General features: G+C 73.3%; 17 protein-coding genes. 1 reads left to right on the forward strand and 16 read right to left on the reverse strand.

Annotation, left to right across the window (positions count from 1 at the left end; translation table 11 throughout):
• Positions 1-48: 48 nt before the first annotated feature.
• The 16 genes from dprA to proS all read right to left on the reverse strand — a co-directional run bounded on the left by dprA (position 49) and on the right by proS (position 12,915).
• On the reverse strand, positions 49-1,257 hold the full coding sequence (gene dprA, locus ACLJTM_RS02560) for a DNA-processing protein DprA (RefSeq protein WP_411101671.1): 1,209 nt from the start codon (positions 1,255-1,257) through the stop codon (positions 49-51).
• Positions 1,254-2,876 (reverse strand): YifB family Mg chelatase-like AAA ATPase, encoded by a 1,623-nt coding sequence (locus ACLJTM_RS02565; protein ID WP_411101672.1) that lies wholly within the window; start codon positions 2,874-2,876, stop codon positions 1,254-1,256. Before ACLJTM_RS02565 ends, dprA begins: the two co-directional genes overlap by 4 nt.
• Positions 2,876-3,247, reverse strand: coding sequence for a YraN family protein (locus ACLJTM_RS02570; RefSeq protein WP_411101673.1), 372 nt, complete (start codon positions 3,245-3,247; stop codon positions 2,876-2,878). The genes ACLJTM_RS02565 and ACLJTM_RS02570 overlap by 1 nt, the downstream gene beginning before the upstream one ends.
• Positions 3,248-3,355: 108 nt before the next feature.
• Positions 3,356-3,664 (reverse strand): DUF2469 domain-containing protein, encoded by a 309-nt coding sequence (locus tag ACLJTM_RS02575; RefSeq protein WP_005311352.1) that lies wholly within the window; start codon positions 3,662-3,664, stop codon positions 3,356-3,358.
• A 55-nt stretch (positions 3,665-3,719) separates the two neighbouring features.
• Positions 3,720-4,217, reverse strand: coding sequence for an NUDIX hydrolase (locus tag ACLJTM_RS02580; RefSeq protein ID WP_411101674.1), 498 nt, complete (start codon positions 4,215-4,217; stop codon positions 3,720-3,722).
• Positions 4,210-4,989 (reverse strand): signal peptidase I, encoded by a 780-nt coding sequence (lepB, locus tag ACLJTM_RS02585; protein WP_411101675.1) that lies wholly within the window; start codon positions 4,987-4,989, stop codon positions 4,210-4,212. Before lepB (ACLJTM_RS02585) ends, ACLJTM_RS02580 begins: the two co-directional genes overlap by 8 nt.
• A gap of 44 nt (positions 4,990-5,033) precedes the next feature.
• Positions 5,034-5,933 carry a signal peptidase I gene (gene lepB, locus ACLJTM_RS02590; protein WP_411102257.1) on the reverse strand — a complete coding sequence of 300 codons (900 nt, stop codon included), beginning with the start codon at positions 5,931-5,933 and terminating at the stop codon, positions 5,034-5,036.
• Positions 5,934-6,044: 111 nt separating this feature from the next.
• Entirely contained in the window at positions 6,045-6,851 is an 807-nt protein-coding gene (gene lepB, locus ACLJTM_RS02595) for a signal peptidase I (RefSeq protein WP_411101676.1), read from the reverse strand.
• A gap of 67 nt (positions 6,852-6,918) precedes the next feature.
• A complete protein-coding gene (gene lepB / locus ACLJTM_RS02600) occupies positions 6,919-7,719 on the reverse strand; it encodes a signal peptidase I (RefSeq protein ID WP_411101677.1) in 801 nt (266 codons plus the stop codon).
• Positions 7,720-7,763: 44 nt separating this feature from the next.
• A complete protein-coding gene (rplS, locus tag ACLJTM_RS02605) occupies positions 7,764-8,114 on the reverse strand; it encodes a 50S ribosomal protein L19 (RefSeq protein ID WP_073911044.1) in 351 nt (116 codons plus the stop codon).
• Positions 8,115-8,247: 133 nt separating this feature from the next.
• Positions 8,248-9,069 (reverse strand): tRNA (guanosine(37)-N1)-methyltransferase TrmD, encoded by an 822-nt coding sequence (gene trmD / locus ACLJTM_RS02610; RefSeq protein WP_411101678.1) that lies wholly within the window; start codon positions 9,067-9,069, stop codon positions 8,248-8,250.
• Entirely contained in the window at positions 9,069-9,629 is a 561-nt protein-coding gene (gene rimM / locus ACLJTM_RS02615; protein ID WP_411101679.1) for a ribosome maturation factor RimM, read from the reverse strand. The genes trmD and rimM overlap by 1 nt, the downstream gene beginning before the upstream one ends.
• A 159-nt stretch (positions 9,630-9,788) precedes the next feature.
• On the reverse strand, positions 9,789-10,028 hold the full coding sequence (locus ACLJTM_RS02620; RefSeq protein ID WP_007266827.1) for an RNA-binding protein: 240 nt from the start codon (positions 10,026-10,028) through the stop codon (positions 9,789-9,791).
• Positions 10,029-10,030: 2 nt separating this feature from the next.
• The gene (rpsP, locus tag ACLJTM_RS02625) at positions 10,031-10,468 is read right to left on the reverse strand and encodes a 30S ribosomal protein S16 (protein WP_411101680.1); all 438 of its coding nucleotides are present in this window, start codon (positions 10,466-10,468) and stop codon (positions 10,031-10,033) included.
• A gap of 236 nt (positions 10,469-10,704) precedes the next feature.
• Entirely contained in the window at positions 10,705-11,301 is a 597-nt protein-coding gene (locus ACLJTM_RS02630; RefSeq protein WP_328927878.1) for a hypothetical protein, read from the reverse strand.
• Between the two features lie 201 nt (positions 11,302-11,502).
• On the reverse strand, positions 11,503-12,915 hold the full coding sequence (gene proS / locus ACLJTM_RS02635; protein WP_411101681.1) for a proline--tRNA ligase: 1,413 nt from the start codon (positions 12,913-12,915) through the stop codon (positions 11,503-11,505).
• Between the two features lie 131 nt (positions 12,916-13,046).
• On the opposite strand from proS, the gene ACLJTM_RS02640 reads away from it, so the two are divergent.
• Positions 13,047-13,769 (forward strand): methyltransferase type 11, encoded by a 723-nt coding sequence (locus ACLJTM_RS02640; RefSeq protein WP_411101682.1) that lies wholly within the window; start codon positions 13,047-13,049, stop codon positions 13,767-13,769.
• Positions 13,770-13,797 lie beyond the last annotated feature (28 nt).

The raw sequence follows: 13,797 nt of genomic DNA on the forward strand, positions 1-13,797 counted from the left end.
AAGACCGCGTCTCTCATCGGTTTCACTCTTTCACCGGAACGCCCCAGGTCAACCACCGCCTCGCCGGGACGCGCCGGCATCTGTGCCGCCGTCAGGCGCCCGTCTGCCCAACAGCCAGCCGTCGCCCTGCCGTTCGACGAACCCCAGAGAGTGAAGTTCGTACAGTCTGCCGATGACTTCATCGGTGCCGGTGCCGGAGGCAAGTGCCACCGCCCCGACGTCCGCCGGGCGTCCGGCCGGGAGCGCCTCCAGGACGCGGGCGGTCTGCGGAGCCAGGAGGTCGCGCGCGAGCACCGGTCCGCGCCGCTCGGGCGTCAGCTCGCCCATGTCGCCCACGAGTTCGACCACGTCCGCCGCGTCGGTGACGAGGGTGGCCGCCCCGCCCCGCAGCAGTTCGTGCACGCCGGCCGACAGCCCGCTGGTGGCGGGGCCCGGGACGCCCATGGTGAAGCGCCCGAGGTCCTGGGCCCGGCGGGCGGTGACCAGGGAGCCGCTGCGGTGGGCCGCCTCCACCACGACCGTGCCCCGGGTCAGGGCGGCGATGACCCGGTTGCGCTGGACGAACCGGCTCGGCGTCGGGTGGCTGGCGGGCGGCAGCTCCCCCAGCACGAGCCCCTGCCGCGCGATCCGGTCGAGGAGCCCGGTGTGTCCGCGCGGGTAGGCGACGTCCGCTCCGCAGGCCAGTACCGCCACGGTGGCGCCGCCGGCGGCCAGCGCCCCGCGGTGGGCGGCCCCGTCGATGCCGTAGGCCGCGCCGGAGACCACGACCCAGCCGCGCTCGGCCAGCCCGGCGGCGAGAGTCTGCGCCATGTGGGCCCCGTACGGGGTGCAGGCGCGGGCCCCGACCAGGGCCACCGAACGCAGCGCCCAGGCCCGCAGGTCCGCCGGCCCGCGTACCCACAGCCCGACCGGGCGGGCGTCCCCCAGGTCGTCGAGCTGGCTCGGCCACTGCGCCGAGCCGGGCACGACGAACCGGATGCCGGCCGCGGCCGCCTCGGCGAGGTCCCGCACGGGGTCGGCCCGGGCCGCCCGCCTGCGGTACCCGGCCAGCCGCTCGGCGCCCACCCCGCCCGGCTGCCCCCGCTCCCCCTCGGGCCCGGTCAGCAGCCGCACCAGCTCCACGCCTCCGAACTCCCGCAGCCAGCGCCCGCCGTGGCGGTCCCCGGGCTCCAGGACCCGGGTCAGCGCCGCCCGCGCCACCGCCTCCGGCTCGGCCACCGGCTCGGCCACCGCCTCGGCTTCGGCCTCCGGGGTCACGTCCCCTCCCCCCTCAGGAGCGGGGCCCCGCGGGCGATGCCGGTGCGCAGTTCCAGCGCCACGGCCACGTCCAGGGGCCCCGGCCGCGCCCGGCCTGCCAGGTCGGCCACCGTCCAGGCCACCCGCAGGACCCGGTCCAGGCCCCGCGCGGTGAGCAGGCCCCGCTCCAGGTCCCGTTCGGCCGGGGCCAGCGCTCCGGGCAGGGGCTCCCAGCGAGTGCGCAGCTCCCGCCCGGGGACTTCGCTGTTGATCCGCCAGGGGGAGCCTTCGAAGCGGTGGGCCGCGCGCGCCCGTGCCTCGGCGACCCGGGCTGCGACGGTGGCGCTGTCCTCCCCGCGCCCGGCGTTGCCGAGCAGGTCGGAGCGGCTCACCGGCTCCACTTCGATGCGCAGGTCCACCCGGTCCAGCAGCGGGCCGGACAGCCTGGCCTGGTAGCGCCTGACCGCCGAGGGCGGGCAGTCGCAGCCCGCCCCGTGCAGGGTGTGCCGCCCGCAGGGGCAGGGGTTGGCCGCCAGGGCGAGCAGGAAGCGGGCGGGCAGCCGCATCACCCCGGCGGCCCGGGCCACCACGATCTGGCCCGATTCGAGGGGCTGCCGCAGGGCGTCGAGCACCTGGGGCCGGAATTCGGGCGCCTCGTCGAGGAACAGCACGCCCTTGTGCGCCAGTGAGACGGCGCCGGGCCTCGGCAGTCCGCTGCCGCCCCCGACCAGGGCCTGCATCGTGGCGGAATGGTGCGGGGCGCAGTAGGGCGGCACGGTGACCAGGGGCTCCCCCGGCGGGAGGATGCCCGCGACCGAGTGGACGGCGGTCACCTCCAGCGACTCCTGCCGGGTGAGCGGCGGCATGATGCCGGGCAACCGCTCGGCCAGCAGGGTCTTGCCCGCACCCGGTGGGCCGCTGAGCAGGATGTGGTGGCCTCCGGCCGCGGCGATCTCCAGACCGCGCCGGGCGACGTGCTGGCCGGCGACCTCGGCGAAGTCGGGTCCGTCCCATCCCCCGGTCCCGCCGGCCCGTCCGGTGCCCAGGCCGGTGCCCGGGAGGAGCAGGCCCGCCGGCAGGGGGGCGGGGCGGCCGGGCGGCTCGGGGGCTTCCTCCTCCGGCACCTCCGCGTCCGTCAGGACGGCGATCAGCTGGCGCAGGCTGCGCACGCCCAGCACCCCGACCTCGGGCACCAGCGCGGCCTCGGCGGCGCACTGCTGCGGCACCACCACCTGCCGGTACCCGGCCTCCGCGGCGGCGAGCACCGCCGGCAGGATGCCCCGGACCGGCCGCACCCGGCCGTCGAGCCCCAGCTCCCCGACGAGCACGAGTTCGGCGATCACGGCGGGGTCGACCACCTCGGCGGCGCCCAGCACCGCCGCCGCCACGGCCAGGTCGAAACCGGCGCCGGACTTCGGTACGGACGCGGGGCTGAGGCCGACCGTCAGCTTCTTCTGCGGCCAGGCCGCGCCGGAGTTGACCACGGCGGCCCGCACCCGGTCCCGGCTCTCGACAAGGGTCTTGTCGGGCAGCCCCACCAGGGTGAAGGCGGCGACCCCCGGCTCCAGGTCGGCCTGGACCTCGACGACCACCCCCTCGACGCCCACCAGGGCCACCGAGCAGGCACGCGCGAACCCCATCAGGCCACCCCCCTGACGTGCTCCACCACGGGCGCGCCGCGGCGGGGCAGCACCACGCCGACGAGGTCGATGCGCACCCCGCCGGCGGGCGGTCCTCCGTGGTCGGCGAGCCAGCGCCCGGCGAGCCGGCGCAGCCGCTCGGCCTTGCCGGGCCGCACGGCGGCCATCGGGTGCTCGAAGGCGCCTTCCCGCCGGGTCTTGACCTCGCACACGACGAGGGCGTCTCCGTCCCGGGCGACGATGTCGATCTCCCCGCTGCGGCACCGCCAGTTCCGGGCGATCACGCTCATCCCGGCCTCGGTCAGCCGCCGGGCGGCGAGCTCCTCGCCGTACCGTCCCAATGCCTGCTGTGCCACGCCCTTCGCGTTCATCCGGCACCACCTCCGGCACCGACGATCGCGCACCCCCGCCCACCCTGTGGATCTTGGTGGACAACCCTGGCGTTGTGGACAACCCCGTCACCCGTACGGGGGGCGGCCTCAGCTGCCGGGCAGTTCGAGGTCGCTCTTGTTGAGCTCCTCGATGTTCACGTCCTTGAAGGTCAGTACGCGGACCTGCTTCACGAAGCGGGCCGGCCGGTACATGTCCCAGACCCAGGCGTCGGCCATGGAGACCTCGAAGAAGACCTCCCCCTGGACCGAGTGCACCTGCATCTCGTAGTCGTTGGTGAGGTAGAACCGACGTTCGGTCTCGATCACGTACTTGAACAGCCCGACGACGTCGCGGTACTCCCGATAGAGCTTCAGCTCCATCTCGGTCTCGTACTTTTCGAGGTCCTCGGCACTCATGGCATGTTCCCCTTCAGCCGTGCGTCCCCCTATTGTGCGCCAGGCCCCTGCTCCCCTAGACGATTTCCGGGGCCAAGGCCACCGGCGTACCCGGAGGGCCGTCGTCGAGCAGCGTGCGCAGCAGCTCGGCGAGTCTGGTCGGGTACACCGTCTCACGGGCCGCCAGAAGTTCCTCGGAGGTCCACCACCTGGCTCCGGCGACGCTGCGCCGCTCCAGCTCGGTGAGGCCGCTCATCTCGGTGGCCGTCCGGTCGGTACGGGCGAGGAAGTACCACTCGTCCTGCTCCCAGCGCCGCCCGTCGAAGGGGAAGGAGCAGCGCCGGTGCCACAGCACCGGCCCCAGCTCCACCTCGGTGATGCCGGTCTCCTCGGCGAGTTCCCGCAGCGCGGCCTGCTCGCGGGTCTCCTCGCCCTCCAGTCCGCCGCCGGGGGTGAACCACCAGGTGACCGCCGGGTCGGCGGGCTCGAAGCCGTGGAGCAGCAGGATCCGGTCCGCGGGATCCAGCAGGATCACCCGGGACACCCGGCGGACCTCCGTCGGCAGCTCAGGCATCGGCCCGCTCCCGGCGCCTCCCGCGCCCGAGGACCCGTACCAGCGGCCCGTACGCGGCGCCCAGGACCACCAGGACGGCGCCGGCCGCCACCGCCGCCAGCTGGAGCCGGAGCGGCCCGGGCTGCGAGGTCCCGCCGGGCAGGGCGGCGTACGTCCGGGGCCGCTCCAGCATCTTCATCGAGGGCCACGCCAGGGCGTCGACCCGGGCGTCGACGGCCGTCCGGGGCACGGTCCCCTGGCCGGCCTCCTCCAGGTGCGCACGGGAGTCCAGGGAGGCGGCCCGCCGGTCGCCCAGCAGGAAGAGGTTCCCCTCGGGCACCGTCACCTCGAAGGGGGTGCCGGGCGCCGGGGGCTCGCCGGGCGGGGTGGCCAGGCCGGTGCCCGGCTGGGTGGCGTCGATGTAGGGCTCGTCCAGGGGGACCCCGTTCACCGTGAGCGGGCCGCCGGCGCCGGCGCTCCTGACGGTGTCGCCGCCGATGCCGACGACCCGCTTGACCATGGGCGAATCGCTCCACTGCTCGTCGGTGAAGACGACCACGTCGCCGCGGTGCACCTCGTCGCCGTCGATGCGCTGCGCCAGGACCCGGTCGCCGGGGCGCACGGTGGGCATCATCGAGTCGGTCGGCACGGTGTAGGGCTGGTAGAGCAGCGCTCCCCACACGAAGCCGCCGAGGAAGAGTGCGAAGCCGACGGCCACGACGAGCCCGGACAGCACGCTGCCGAGACCGCCGTGGCCGTCCTTGTTCCTGCGTATTGCCTGTGTTCCGCCCATACCAGCGCCCCCACACCTCGGAGATCGTCGACCTGGGCGGCACCCTACCCGGCGGTACGCCCGCTGGTCAGCCTGCGTCGCCGCCACAGGACGACCGGCACTGCGCCGGTGAGCCCGAGGGCGGCGGGACCGAGGCCGGCCGGCGCCAGACCGGCGGCGTCGAGGCCGAGGGCGCTCGCCGCGGCCTGGTTGCCGATGCCCGGCTGGTCGAAGGTGTCCGGGACCGGCAGGGTGGCCCAGCGGTTGATCGGCCAGGCCACGACCACGGCGCGTCCGACGACCTTGTCGACCGGGACGAAGCCGCCGGTGGAGTCCTGCATGTGGTAGCGGGAGTCCTGGGAGTTCTGGCGGTGGTCGCCCATCACCCAGATCTTCCCCTTGGGCACGGTGAGGGGACCGAAGGGGGCGTCGTCGCACGCCGTGTTGCCGGGGTAGATGTACGGCTCGTCGAGCTCCTTGCCGTTGACGACGACCGGTCCCCCCTTCTTGCACTCGACCGTGTCCCCGCCGATGGCGATGGTCCGCTTGATCAGGTCCTTCTCATCGGCCGAGGGCATCAGGCCGATCTTGCTGAGGACCTTCTGCGCGAGGTTCGGGTCGGGGGTCGGCTCCCCGGACAGCCAGTTCGCCGGGTCGTGGAAGACGACCACCTCGCCCCGCTCCGGCTCGGAGCCGAACCACGGGGTCAGCTTGTCGACCAGCACCCGGTCGCCCCGCTGCAGCGTGTTCTGCATCGAGTCGGACGGGATCGAGAACGCCTGGACCAGGAAGGTCTTGATCAGCAGGGCCAGCAGCAGGGCGATGCCGATGAGGAGCGGCAGCTCCTTCCAGAACGATCGGTGCGGGCGCGCCGCGGCGCCTTCGTCCTCGGCCTCGCGGTCTACGGCGTCCTCGTCCGGCCGGTCCTCGCCCTCGTCGCGTCCGGATCGTGCGCCTACCGCCACATCCCCCACATCCACTCCTCAATCGAGATCGCCGCCCGCGCCGAACGGACGCGGGCCCTCCCCTCCCTTAACGAGCGGGAGTTCCCTAAGGCGCGGGAGACCCGGGACACACTATGCGAACGGCGTGCCCCGACCGCGCCGGCGCCGCCCGCGCGCCTGCCCGTGCGCCCCGCGCCGCCCTTCACGCCGTGCCTGGTCGGGCACCATGCGGAAGGTGTCGGGGTTCTCCAGCCGGCGCCAGTGGTCGTAGGGCCAGGCGATCACGACGGCCTCGCCCACGACCTCGTCCTCGTCGATCGTGCCCTCGAAGGGCTCGTCGAGGTGGTAACGGGAGTCGGCGGAGTTCGCCCGGTGGTCGCCCATGACGAACAGTCGGCCGGCGGGCACCTTCACCTCGAAGCGGATCTCGGAGGGGGCGTTGCCCGGGTTCACGTACGGCTCGTCGAGCGGCGCGCCGTTGACGGTGACCCGGCCCTTGGCGTCGCAGCACGTGACGGTGTCCCCGCCCACGCCGATGACCCGCTTGATCAGGTCCTGCTCGTCCGCGGAGGGCAGCAGGCCGATGAACGTCAGCGCCTGCTTGACCTGCTTGACGCCGACGGGGTCCGGGGCCGGGCGGGCGGCCTCGCCCTTCAGCCAGCCGCCGGGGTCCTGGAACACGACGACGTCGCCGCGCTCGACCGGGGAGCCGAACCACGGCGTCAGCTTGTCCACCAGGACGCGGTCGCCGATGCGGATGGTCTGCTCCATCGAGCCCGACGGGATGAAGAAGGCCTGCACCAGGAACGTCTTGAGGATCAGGGCTATGCACAGGGCCACGCCCACCAGCAGGGGGATCTCCCCTGCCCGCCGGGTGCGGCGGCGCCGTCGTACCCGGCGGGCGGTCCGGCGCCGCTCGGCGCGGCCGCCTTCCGCCACGGGGACCGGCTCCGGCTCCGGTTCCGGTTCGGGCTCCGGGTCCCGGGTGCCCCGCGGCCGGCCGCGGCTACCCATGTCCGCCGCCGGTCGAGCCCCAGCGCGAGAGCGGCCAGCCGATCCAGTCGGCCCGCCCGATCACCTTCTCCACCGGCACCATCCCCCCGCCCGGTTCCCCCAGGTGGTCCCGGGAGTCCCGGGACTGGGAACGATGATCACCCATGACCCACAGGGTCCCAAGCGGTACGACGATACGGAAGGGCACCTTCGAGGGAGCGTCGCCGGGGTGGAGGTACGGCTCGTCCAGCGCGACGCCGTTGACCTCGATCCGGCCGGTCGCATCGCAGCACACCACGTCGTCGCCGCCCACACCCACGACCCGCTTCACGAAGTCGGTGTCGGAGGGCTCCGCCAGCCCCAGCGCGGAGGCCGCGCCGTGCAGGGCGTCGCCGACCGGGTTGCCGCGCGCGGGCTCCTGCACGAAGGAGCCGGCCCCGTCGAAGACCACCAGGTCGCCGCGGCGCGGCTGCTCGCCGGAGCCGTAGGCCAGCTTGTTGACCAGCACCCGGTCCCCGACCTGGAGGGTGGGCTCCATCGAGCGGCTGGGGATCAGGAAGGGCTGCAGCACGAAGTTGCTGAACAGCAGAAGCCCGACGGTGCAGAGCACGCCGAGCAGTCCGGCCCGCCGCAGGGTCAGCGGCCGTCGGCGGCCGGCCCCGCGGCTGCGGCGCGGGAACCCGGGACGCAGGGATCCAGGACGCAGGGATCCGGGACGCAGGAACCCAGGACGCGGGAACGCAGAACGCGGCCGCTCCTCCCCCTCGTCGGGGGAAGAGTGGCCGCGCTGCGGGTGAGGTGCTTCGGTGTCCATCGGGGGCGAGCCTATCCGGCCGTCCCCGGACCCCGGAGGGGACCTCAGTTGTCGCGCTTCTCCTTGATCTTCGCGGCCTTGCCGCGGAGCTCACGGAGGTAGTACAGCTTGGCGCGGCGGACGTCACCGCGGGTGACGAGCTCGATCTTCTCGAAGATCGGGGAGTGCACCGGGAAGGTACGCTCCACGCCGACGCTGAAGGAGACCTTGCGGACCGTGAAGGTCTCGGAGACGCCGGCGCCCTGACGGCGGATGACGACACCCTTGAACTGCTGGATACGGGAGCGGTTGCCCTCGATCACGCGGACGTGCACGTTGATCGTGTCACCCGGGCGGAAGGCCGGGACGTCCGAGCGGAGCGCGGCGGCGTTGACGCCATCGAGCAGGTGAGACATGTTCTTCGTCTGCTTTCTTCGCACGACGCCACAGGTCGCCGGTGCGGGTTTCCGGAGAGAATTCGGGAGCTGCGACACCCGGCGGACGACGGTCCCCCTGTGGCAGGGGCGCCCGCGAGCACACAGCAGCCGCCTATTCTTCCACGGCCTGCGGCCTGCGCCAAAATCGGCCGTCGGCGGAGGGCTTCCAGCCCAGCACGGACAGCATCTCGCGGTCCTTCTTGTCGAAGGCCGAGGCCTCGCAGCGCTCGATCAGGTCCGGGCGGTGCAGCGCGGTCCGGCGGAAGGCCTCGTCCCGGCGCCAGCGGGCGATCTTCCCGTGATGCCCGCTCAGCAGCACCTCGGGGATGTCGCGGCCGCGCCACAGCGGCGGCTTCGTGTAGACCGGGCCCTCCAGCAGGTTGGCCATCTCGCCGGGGGCGAAGGAGTCGTCGCGGTGGGACTCGGCGTTGCCGAGCACCCCGGGCAGCAGCCGGGCCACGGCCTCGGTGACGACCAGGACGGCCGCCTCGCCGCCCGCCAGGACGTAGTCCCCGATGGAGACCTCGTACACCGGCATGCGCGTGGCGTACTCGTCGATGACGCGGCGGTCGATGCCCTCGTACCGGGCCGGGGTGAAGACCAGCCACGGGCGTTCGGACAGTTCGACCGCGAGCTCCTGGGTGAAGGGCCGGCCGCTGGGCGTCGGGACGACCAGGACGGGAGCGCCCGCGCCCGCCTCGTACCCGTCGGCCAGCACGGCGTCCAGGGCCTCGCCCCAGGGCTCGGTCTTCATGACCATGCCGGGGCCGCCACCGTAGGGGGTGTCGTCGACCGTGTTGTGCCGGTCGTACGTCCACTCCCGCAGGTCGTGGACGCGGACGTCGAGCCGGCCGCGGGCGCGGGCCTTGCCGACGAGGGAGACGTTCAGCGGTTCCAGGTACTCGGGGAAGATCGTGACGACGTCGAGACGCATCAGGCGTCGTCCCCGGATTCCTCGTCGCGGGCCGAGACGACGACCGCCTCGCGCTCGTCGATCAGCCCGGGCGGCGGGGTGATGACGCAGCGCTGCTCCTCCAGGTCGATCTCGGCGACGATCTCCGCCACGAAGGGGACCATCACCTCCGTCCCGTCCGGCCGCTCCACGATGAAGAGGTCCTGCGAGGGCAGGTGGGAGATCTCGGTGATGCGGCCGATCGCGGTGCCGTCGGCGAGGACCACGTCCAGGTCCATCAGCTGGTGGTCGTAGAACTCGTCGGGCTCCTCGGGCAGCTCCGCCGGGTCCACCTCGGCGATCAGCAGGATGTTGCGCAGCGCCTCGGCACCGGTGCGGTCCTTGACCCCGGCGAAGCGCAGCAGCAGCCTCCCGCTGTGCACCCGGCCCGTCTCGATGGTCAGCGGTCCCGCCGCGGCGGGGTCGGTGCGGAGCACGGCGCCCGGACCGAGCCGCAGTTCCGGCTCGTCCGTGCGCACCTCGACGGTGACCTCACCCTTGATGCCGTGGGCGCGGCCGACCCGCGCGACTACCAGCTCCACTGTGTCTCTCCTTCGTGCGGCCGTTCTGCCGCCGCTCGCGCGGAGGCACCTCTCCGTCGCGGCTCCTGCTTCCATGGTGGCTCCGCCCGGGGGCGGAAACGACTCGGGCCGGGGTGGGCGAAGAACGCCCTCCCCGGCCCGTGCCGGTGTTTCAACTTCTCAGCGGACCTGGTCCACGTCGACGAGGTCGACGCGGATGCCCCGGCCGCCGATGGCGCCCACGACGGTACGCAGAGCACGTGCGGTGCGGCCGTTGCGGCCGATCACCTTGCCGAGGTCGTCCGGGTGGACCCGGACCTCGAGCACCTGTCCGCGGCGCAGGTTGCGCGAGGCGACCTGCACGTCGTCGGGGTTGTCCACAATGCCCTTCACGAGGTGCTCAAGAGCCTCCTCGAGCATGCTCAGGCCTCGGTCGACTCGGCGGTGGCCTCAGCCTCGTCCGCCTTCTTGTCGGCCTTCTTCGCCTTCTGCGTGATGGCCTCGCCCTTGGCGTCGCCACCCTCGAGGGCCTTGGCGAACTCGTCGAAGGAGCGGCGCTTGCTCTCCTTCGTCTCCGGCTGGAGCAGCGGCGCGGGGGCGGGGAGGCCCTTGTGGGCCTGCCAGTCACCGGTCAGCTTGAGGATGGCGAGCACGGCCTCGGTGGGCTGGGCGCCGACCGACAGCCAGTACTGCGCACGCTCGGCGTCGACCTCGATGCGCGACGGGTTGTACGTCGGGTGGTAGATACCGATCTCTTCGATCGCGCGACCGTCCCGGCGGGTGCGGGCGTCGGCGACGACGATGCGGTAGTGCGGCTGGCGAATCTTGCCGAGGCGCTTGAGCTTGATCTTGACTGCCACTGGAGTGGTGTCTCCTGAACTTGACGTGGTGGGGCACATGAGATGCCACGTGGGGTTGCGGTACTCGGGTGCCCGATGGACGCGTCAGCCGGAGGAGAGAGGGGTCCTATGCGACTGTCGAGTACAGCTAGCCATTGTGCCATACGCCCGCGGCGCGCTCGGCCGGGCGGGTGGACCTGCGTCCCGCTCGGCCGAGCCCCCGGGCGGGCCCCCGTCCGGGGGCGGGCCCGGCGGGGTCAGGAGGCCGCCGCGATGGCCACCTCGGGGATGCGGAAGGGCTTCATGCAGCCCCCGCACACGATGGGCGCCTGGGCCAGTACGGAGGGGACCACCCGTACGTTGCGCCCGCAGTCGCAGACCGCCTTCACGCGCACGCCGCCCCCGGAGGAGCCGTGCCGGGCGGCCGGCCCGCGGAAGCTGCGCTTGGTGTCGGCGGCGGTGGCGGCCGTGTGCGCCTTCAGGGCGCGCTGCAGCCGCTCCATGGTGGGCCGGTAGCGCCTCTTGGCCTCGGGGTTGAGCGTGACCAGGGAGAAGCCGCTGCTGGCGTGCGGCTCCTCGGAGTGGTCCAGTCCCATCTCCTCGGCGATCGCCAGGAATCTGCGGTTGTGGTAGCGGCCTGCGCGCGAGGTGTCGCGGACTCCGCGCGCGGCGGCGATGCCGTGGACTGCCTCGTGCAGCAGTCGCTCGAAGGAGAGCTCGGCGCCGCAGGCGGACGAGGACTCTCCGATCAGGGACTCGGGCGCGGCAAGGTCAGGCAGCTCGGGGTGGTACCGCTGAATATCGGCCCACGCCTGCGCCAGCTCTGCGGCGAGAACAGGGGGTGTCGTGCTCACGTCGTGACAACGAGCCGGGGTGCCCCGGTGTTCCGATTCCGGGCCATTCCAAATTTTTTGCACGTACCAGTCAGTTCAGCCTCATGCGTCCGGACGAGGACGGGTGCGCCGATGTCAGGAGGAGTCGGTACGTAACGCGTACGGATCAGGGCCACGTCCCGGCGTGCGGCTCCTGCCGCGCGCCGGGGCGGGGTCCTCCGCTCAGTAGGAGCGCGCGACGATCGCGACGGTGCCGGGGGCGTCGTCGGCCTCCGGAACGGAACCGTCCGCGGCGAGCAGGCACCGCACGGAGACGGCCTGCTCGGCCAGCTTGGCCTCGCCTTCGGGGCCGAGGTCGGCCCACGGGATGCGCGCCCAGCCGCCGGCGACGGCGGCCTCGGCGGCCTCCCCGATGGTCGCGACGTCGCTCGTGCGGGCCTCGCGGCGCTCGCGGGACTCGCGCAGCAGCTGCGCCTGGTCCTCGTCGAGGACCGTGGGCAGCAGGCCGGCGAGGGCGTCGATCCGGACGGGGGTCTTGCCGCCCGGGATGCGGCGGGCCAGCATCGCGGTGCCGGCCTCCAGGTCGCGGGGGCCGATCTCGATGCGGACCGGTACGCCCTTGAGCTCCCAGTCCACGGCGCGGCGGCCGAAGGGGGTGTCGACCCGGTCGTCGACCTGCACGCGGATGCCCGCGGCCTTGAGCTGCGCGCCCAGTTCGCGGACCTTCGCGACGGCCTCGTCGCCCTTGATCGCCATGACGACGACCTGGACGTGCGCGAGGCGCGGCGGGACCCGCAGGCCGTTGTCGTCGCCGTGCGACATGATCAGGCCGCCGACCATGCGGGTGGAGACGCCCCACGAGGTCTGCCAGACCAGCTCCTGGCGGCCTTCCTTCGACAGGTACTGCGTGTTGAAGGCCTTGGCGAAGTTGGTGCCGAGCTCGTGGCTCGTCCCCAGCTGGAGGGCCTTGCCGTCGCCCATCATGCCCTCGAGCGTGAGGGTGTTGACGGCCCCGGCGAAGCGCTCCTTGGCGGTCTTGCGGCCGAGCACCACGTCGATGCCGAGCACGTTCGTCATGAAGTCGCCGTAGACGTCGCGGTGGATCCGTGCGGCGTACTCGCGGGCGTCCTCGTAGGTGGCGTGGGCGGTGTGGCCCTCCTGCCAGAGGAACTCGCTCGTACGGAGGAACACCCTCGGACGCATCTCCCAGCGGACCACGTTCGCCCACTGGTTGATGAGCAGCGGCAGGTCGCGGTAGCTCTGCACCCACTTGGAGAAGTAGTCGTTGACGATCGTCTCGGAGGTGGGCCGGACCACGACCGGTTCTTCCAGCTCCTTGCCACCGCCGTGCGTGACGACCGCCAGCTCGGGGGCGAAGCCCTCGACGTGCTCCGCTTCCCGCGTCAGGTACGACTGCGGGATGAACAGCGGGAAGTAGGCGTTCTGGGCGCCCGCTTCCTTGATGCGCGCGTCCATCTCCTGCTGCATCCGCTCCCACAGGCCGTAGCCGTACGGCCGGATGACCATGGTGCCGCGGACCGGACCGTTGTCGGCCAGCTCGGCCTTGTTGATCAGATCCTGGTACCAGCGGGGGAAATCCTCCGCCTGGGGGGTGAGAACGGGAGCCTTTGCCATGGCGCGAATGGTACGGCGCGGGGCACTCGATGCGTGAATCGGGTGGCGCGCTCCTCTGGACGCGGGGGCGAATGGGGAGTTCCCTGGCAACGGGGGCAAGGGGGCGACACGGAATCAGGAGCGCTCTTTCGATGACACCGATGCCGACGGCGACGCTCGTCGCCCGGGACTGGGCGGAGATCCAGGAACGGATGCTGGTACCGCTGTACGAAGCGGTCTACGACCGACTGGAGGTCGGGCCGGGCGACCGGCTGCTCGGCCTCGACTGCGGGGCGGGGCTGCCCCTGCTGCTCGCGGCCGGGCGGGGAGCCGCGGCCACGGGCGTGGAGGCGGACCCGGCCCGCCGGGCCCTGGCCCGTGAACGGCTGCTGGAGGTGCTGGCGGAGCCGCCCGCCGAGGACCGGGCGTACGACGCCCTGTTCGCCTTCGCGCCCGCTCCCGCGGCCCTGGCCGCGGCGCTGCCCGCGGTGCGCCGCGGCGGGGCCGTGGTGCTGGCCGACTGGGGTCCGGTGGAGCGCTGCACGGTGCCCGCAGTGCTGGGCGGCGGGCCGGTGCCGCGGGACCTCGACGCGGCCGTGGAGGGCGCCGGGCTGCGCCCGGACGGATCAGGGCGGGTGTTCTGCCCGTTCGGGTACGCGGACGTGGACAGCGCGGTCCGCGGGCTGCTGTCGACGGGGCTGTACTCCGGCGCGAGTGCGGCCTCCGCGGGCGCGGGCGGCGCGGGGTCCTTCGGGACGGCCGACGCGGCGCTGGCGGAGAAGGAGCTGGCGGAGGCGCTTCACCCGTACGAGCGGGCCGACGGCGCGGTGTGGCTGCCGAACGTCTTCCGGTACGTCATCGCCCGGGTGCCGTAGCGGCGGGCGCGCGCCGGGCCGGGCCCCG

This window comes from Streptomyces sp. cmx-4-9, from assembly GCF_046548835.1.
Classification (GTDB): domain Bacteria; phylum Actinomycetota; class Actinomycetes; order Streptomycetales; family Streptomycetaceae; genus Streptomyces.

Bases quoted from the DNA above. Each gene is read 5' to 3' on its own strand.
- ACLJTM_RS02565 (WP_411101672.1), bottom strand. From the start codon at position 2,876: ATGGGGTTCGCGCGTGCCTGCTCGGTGGCCCTGGTGGGCGTCGAGGGG.
- ACLJTM_RS02570 (WP_411101673.1), bottom strand. From the start codon at position 3,247: ATGAACGCGAAGGGCGTGGCACAGCAGGCATTGGGACGGTACGGCGAG.
- ACLJTM_RS02575 (WP_005311352.1), bottom strand. From the start codon at position 3,664: ATGAGTGCCGAGGACCTCGAAAAGTACGAGACCGAGATGGAGCTGAAG.
- ACLJTM_RS02580 (WP_411101674.1), bottom strand. From the start codon at position 4,217: ATGCCTGAGCTGCCGACGGAGGTCCGCCGGGTGTCCCGGGTGATCCTG.
- lepB (WP_411101675.1), bottom strand. From the start codon at position 4,989: ATGGGCGGAACACAGGCAATACGCAGGAACAAGGACGGCCACGGCGGT.
- lepB (WP_411101677.1), bottom strand. From the start codon at position 7,719: ATGGACACCGAAGCACCTCACCCGCAGCGCGGCCACTCTTCCCCCGAC.
- rplS (WP_073911044.1), bottom strand. From the start codon at position 8,114: ATGTCTCACCTGCTCGATGGCGTCAACGCCGCCGCGCTCCGCTCGGAC.
- trmD (WP_411101678.1), bottom strand. From the start codon at position 9,069: ATGCGTCTCGACGTCGTCACGATCTTCCCCGAGTACCTGGAACCGCTG.
- ACLJTM_RS02620 (WP_007266827.1), bottom strand. From the start codon at position 10,028: ATGCTCGAGGAGGCTCTTGAGCACCTCGTGAAGGGCATTGTGGACAAC.
- proS (WP_411101681.1), bottom strand. From the start codon at position 12,915: ATGGCAAAGGCTCCCGTTCTCACCCCCCAGGCGGAGGATTTCCCCCGC.
- ACLJTM_RS02640 (WP_411101682.1), top strand. From the start codon at position 13,047: ATGACACCGATGCCGACGGCGACGCTCGTCGCCCGGGACTGGGCGGAG.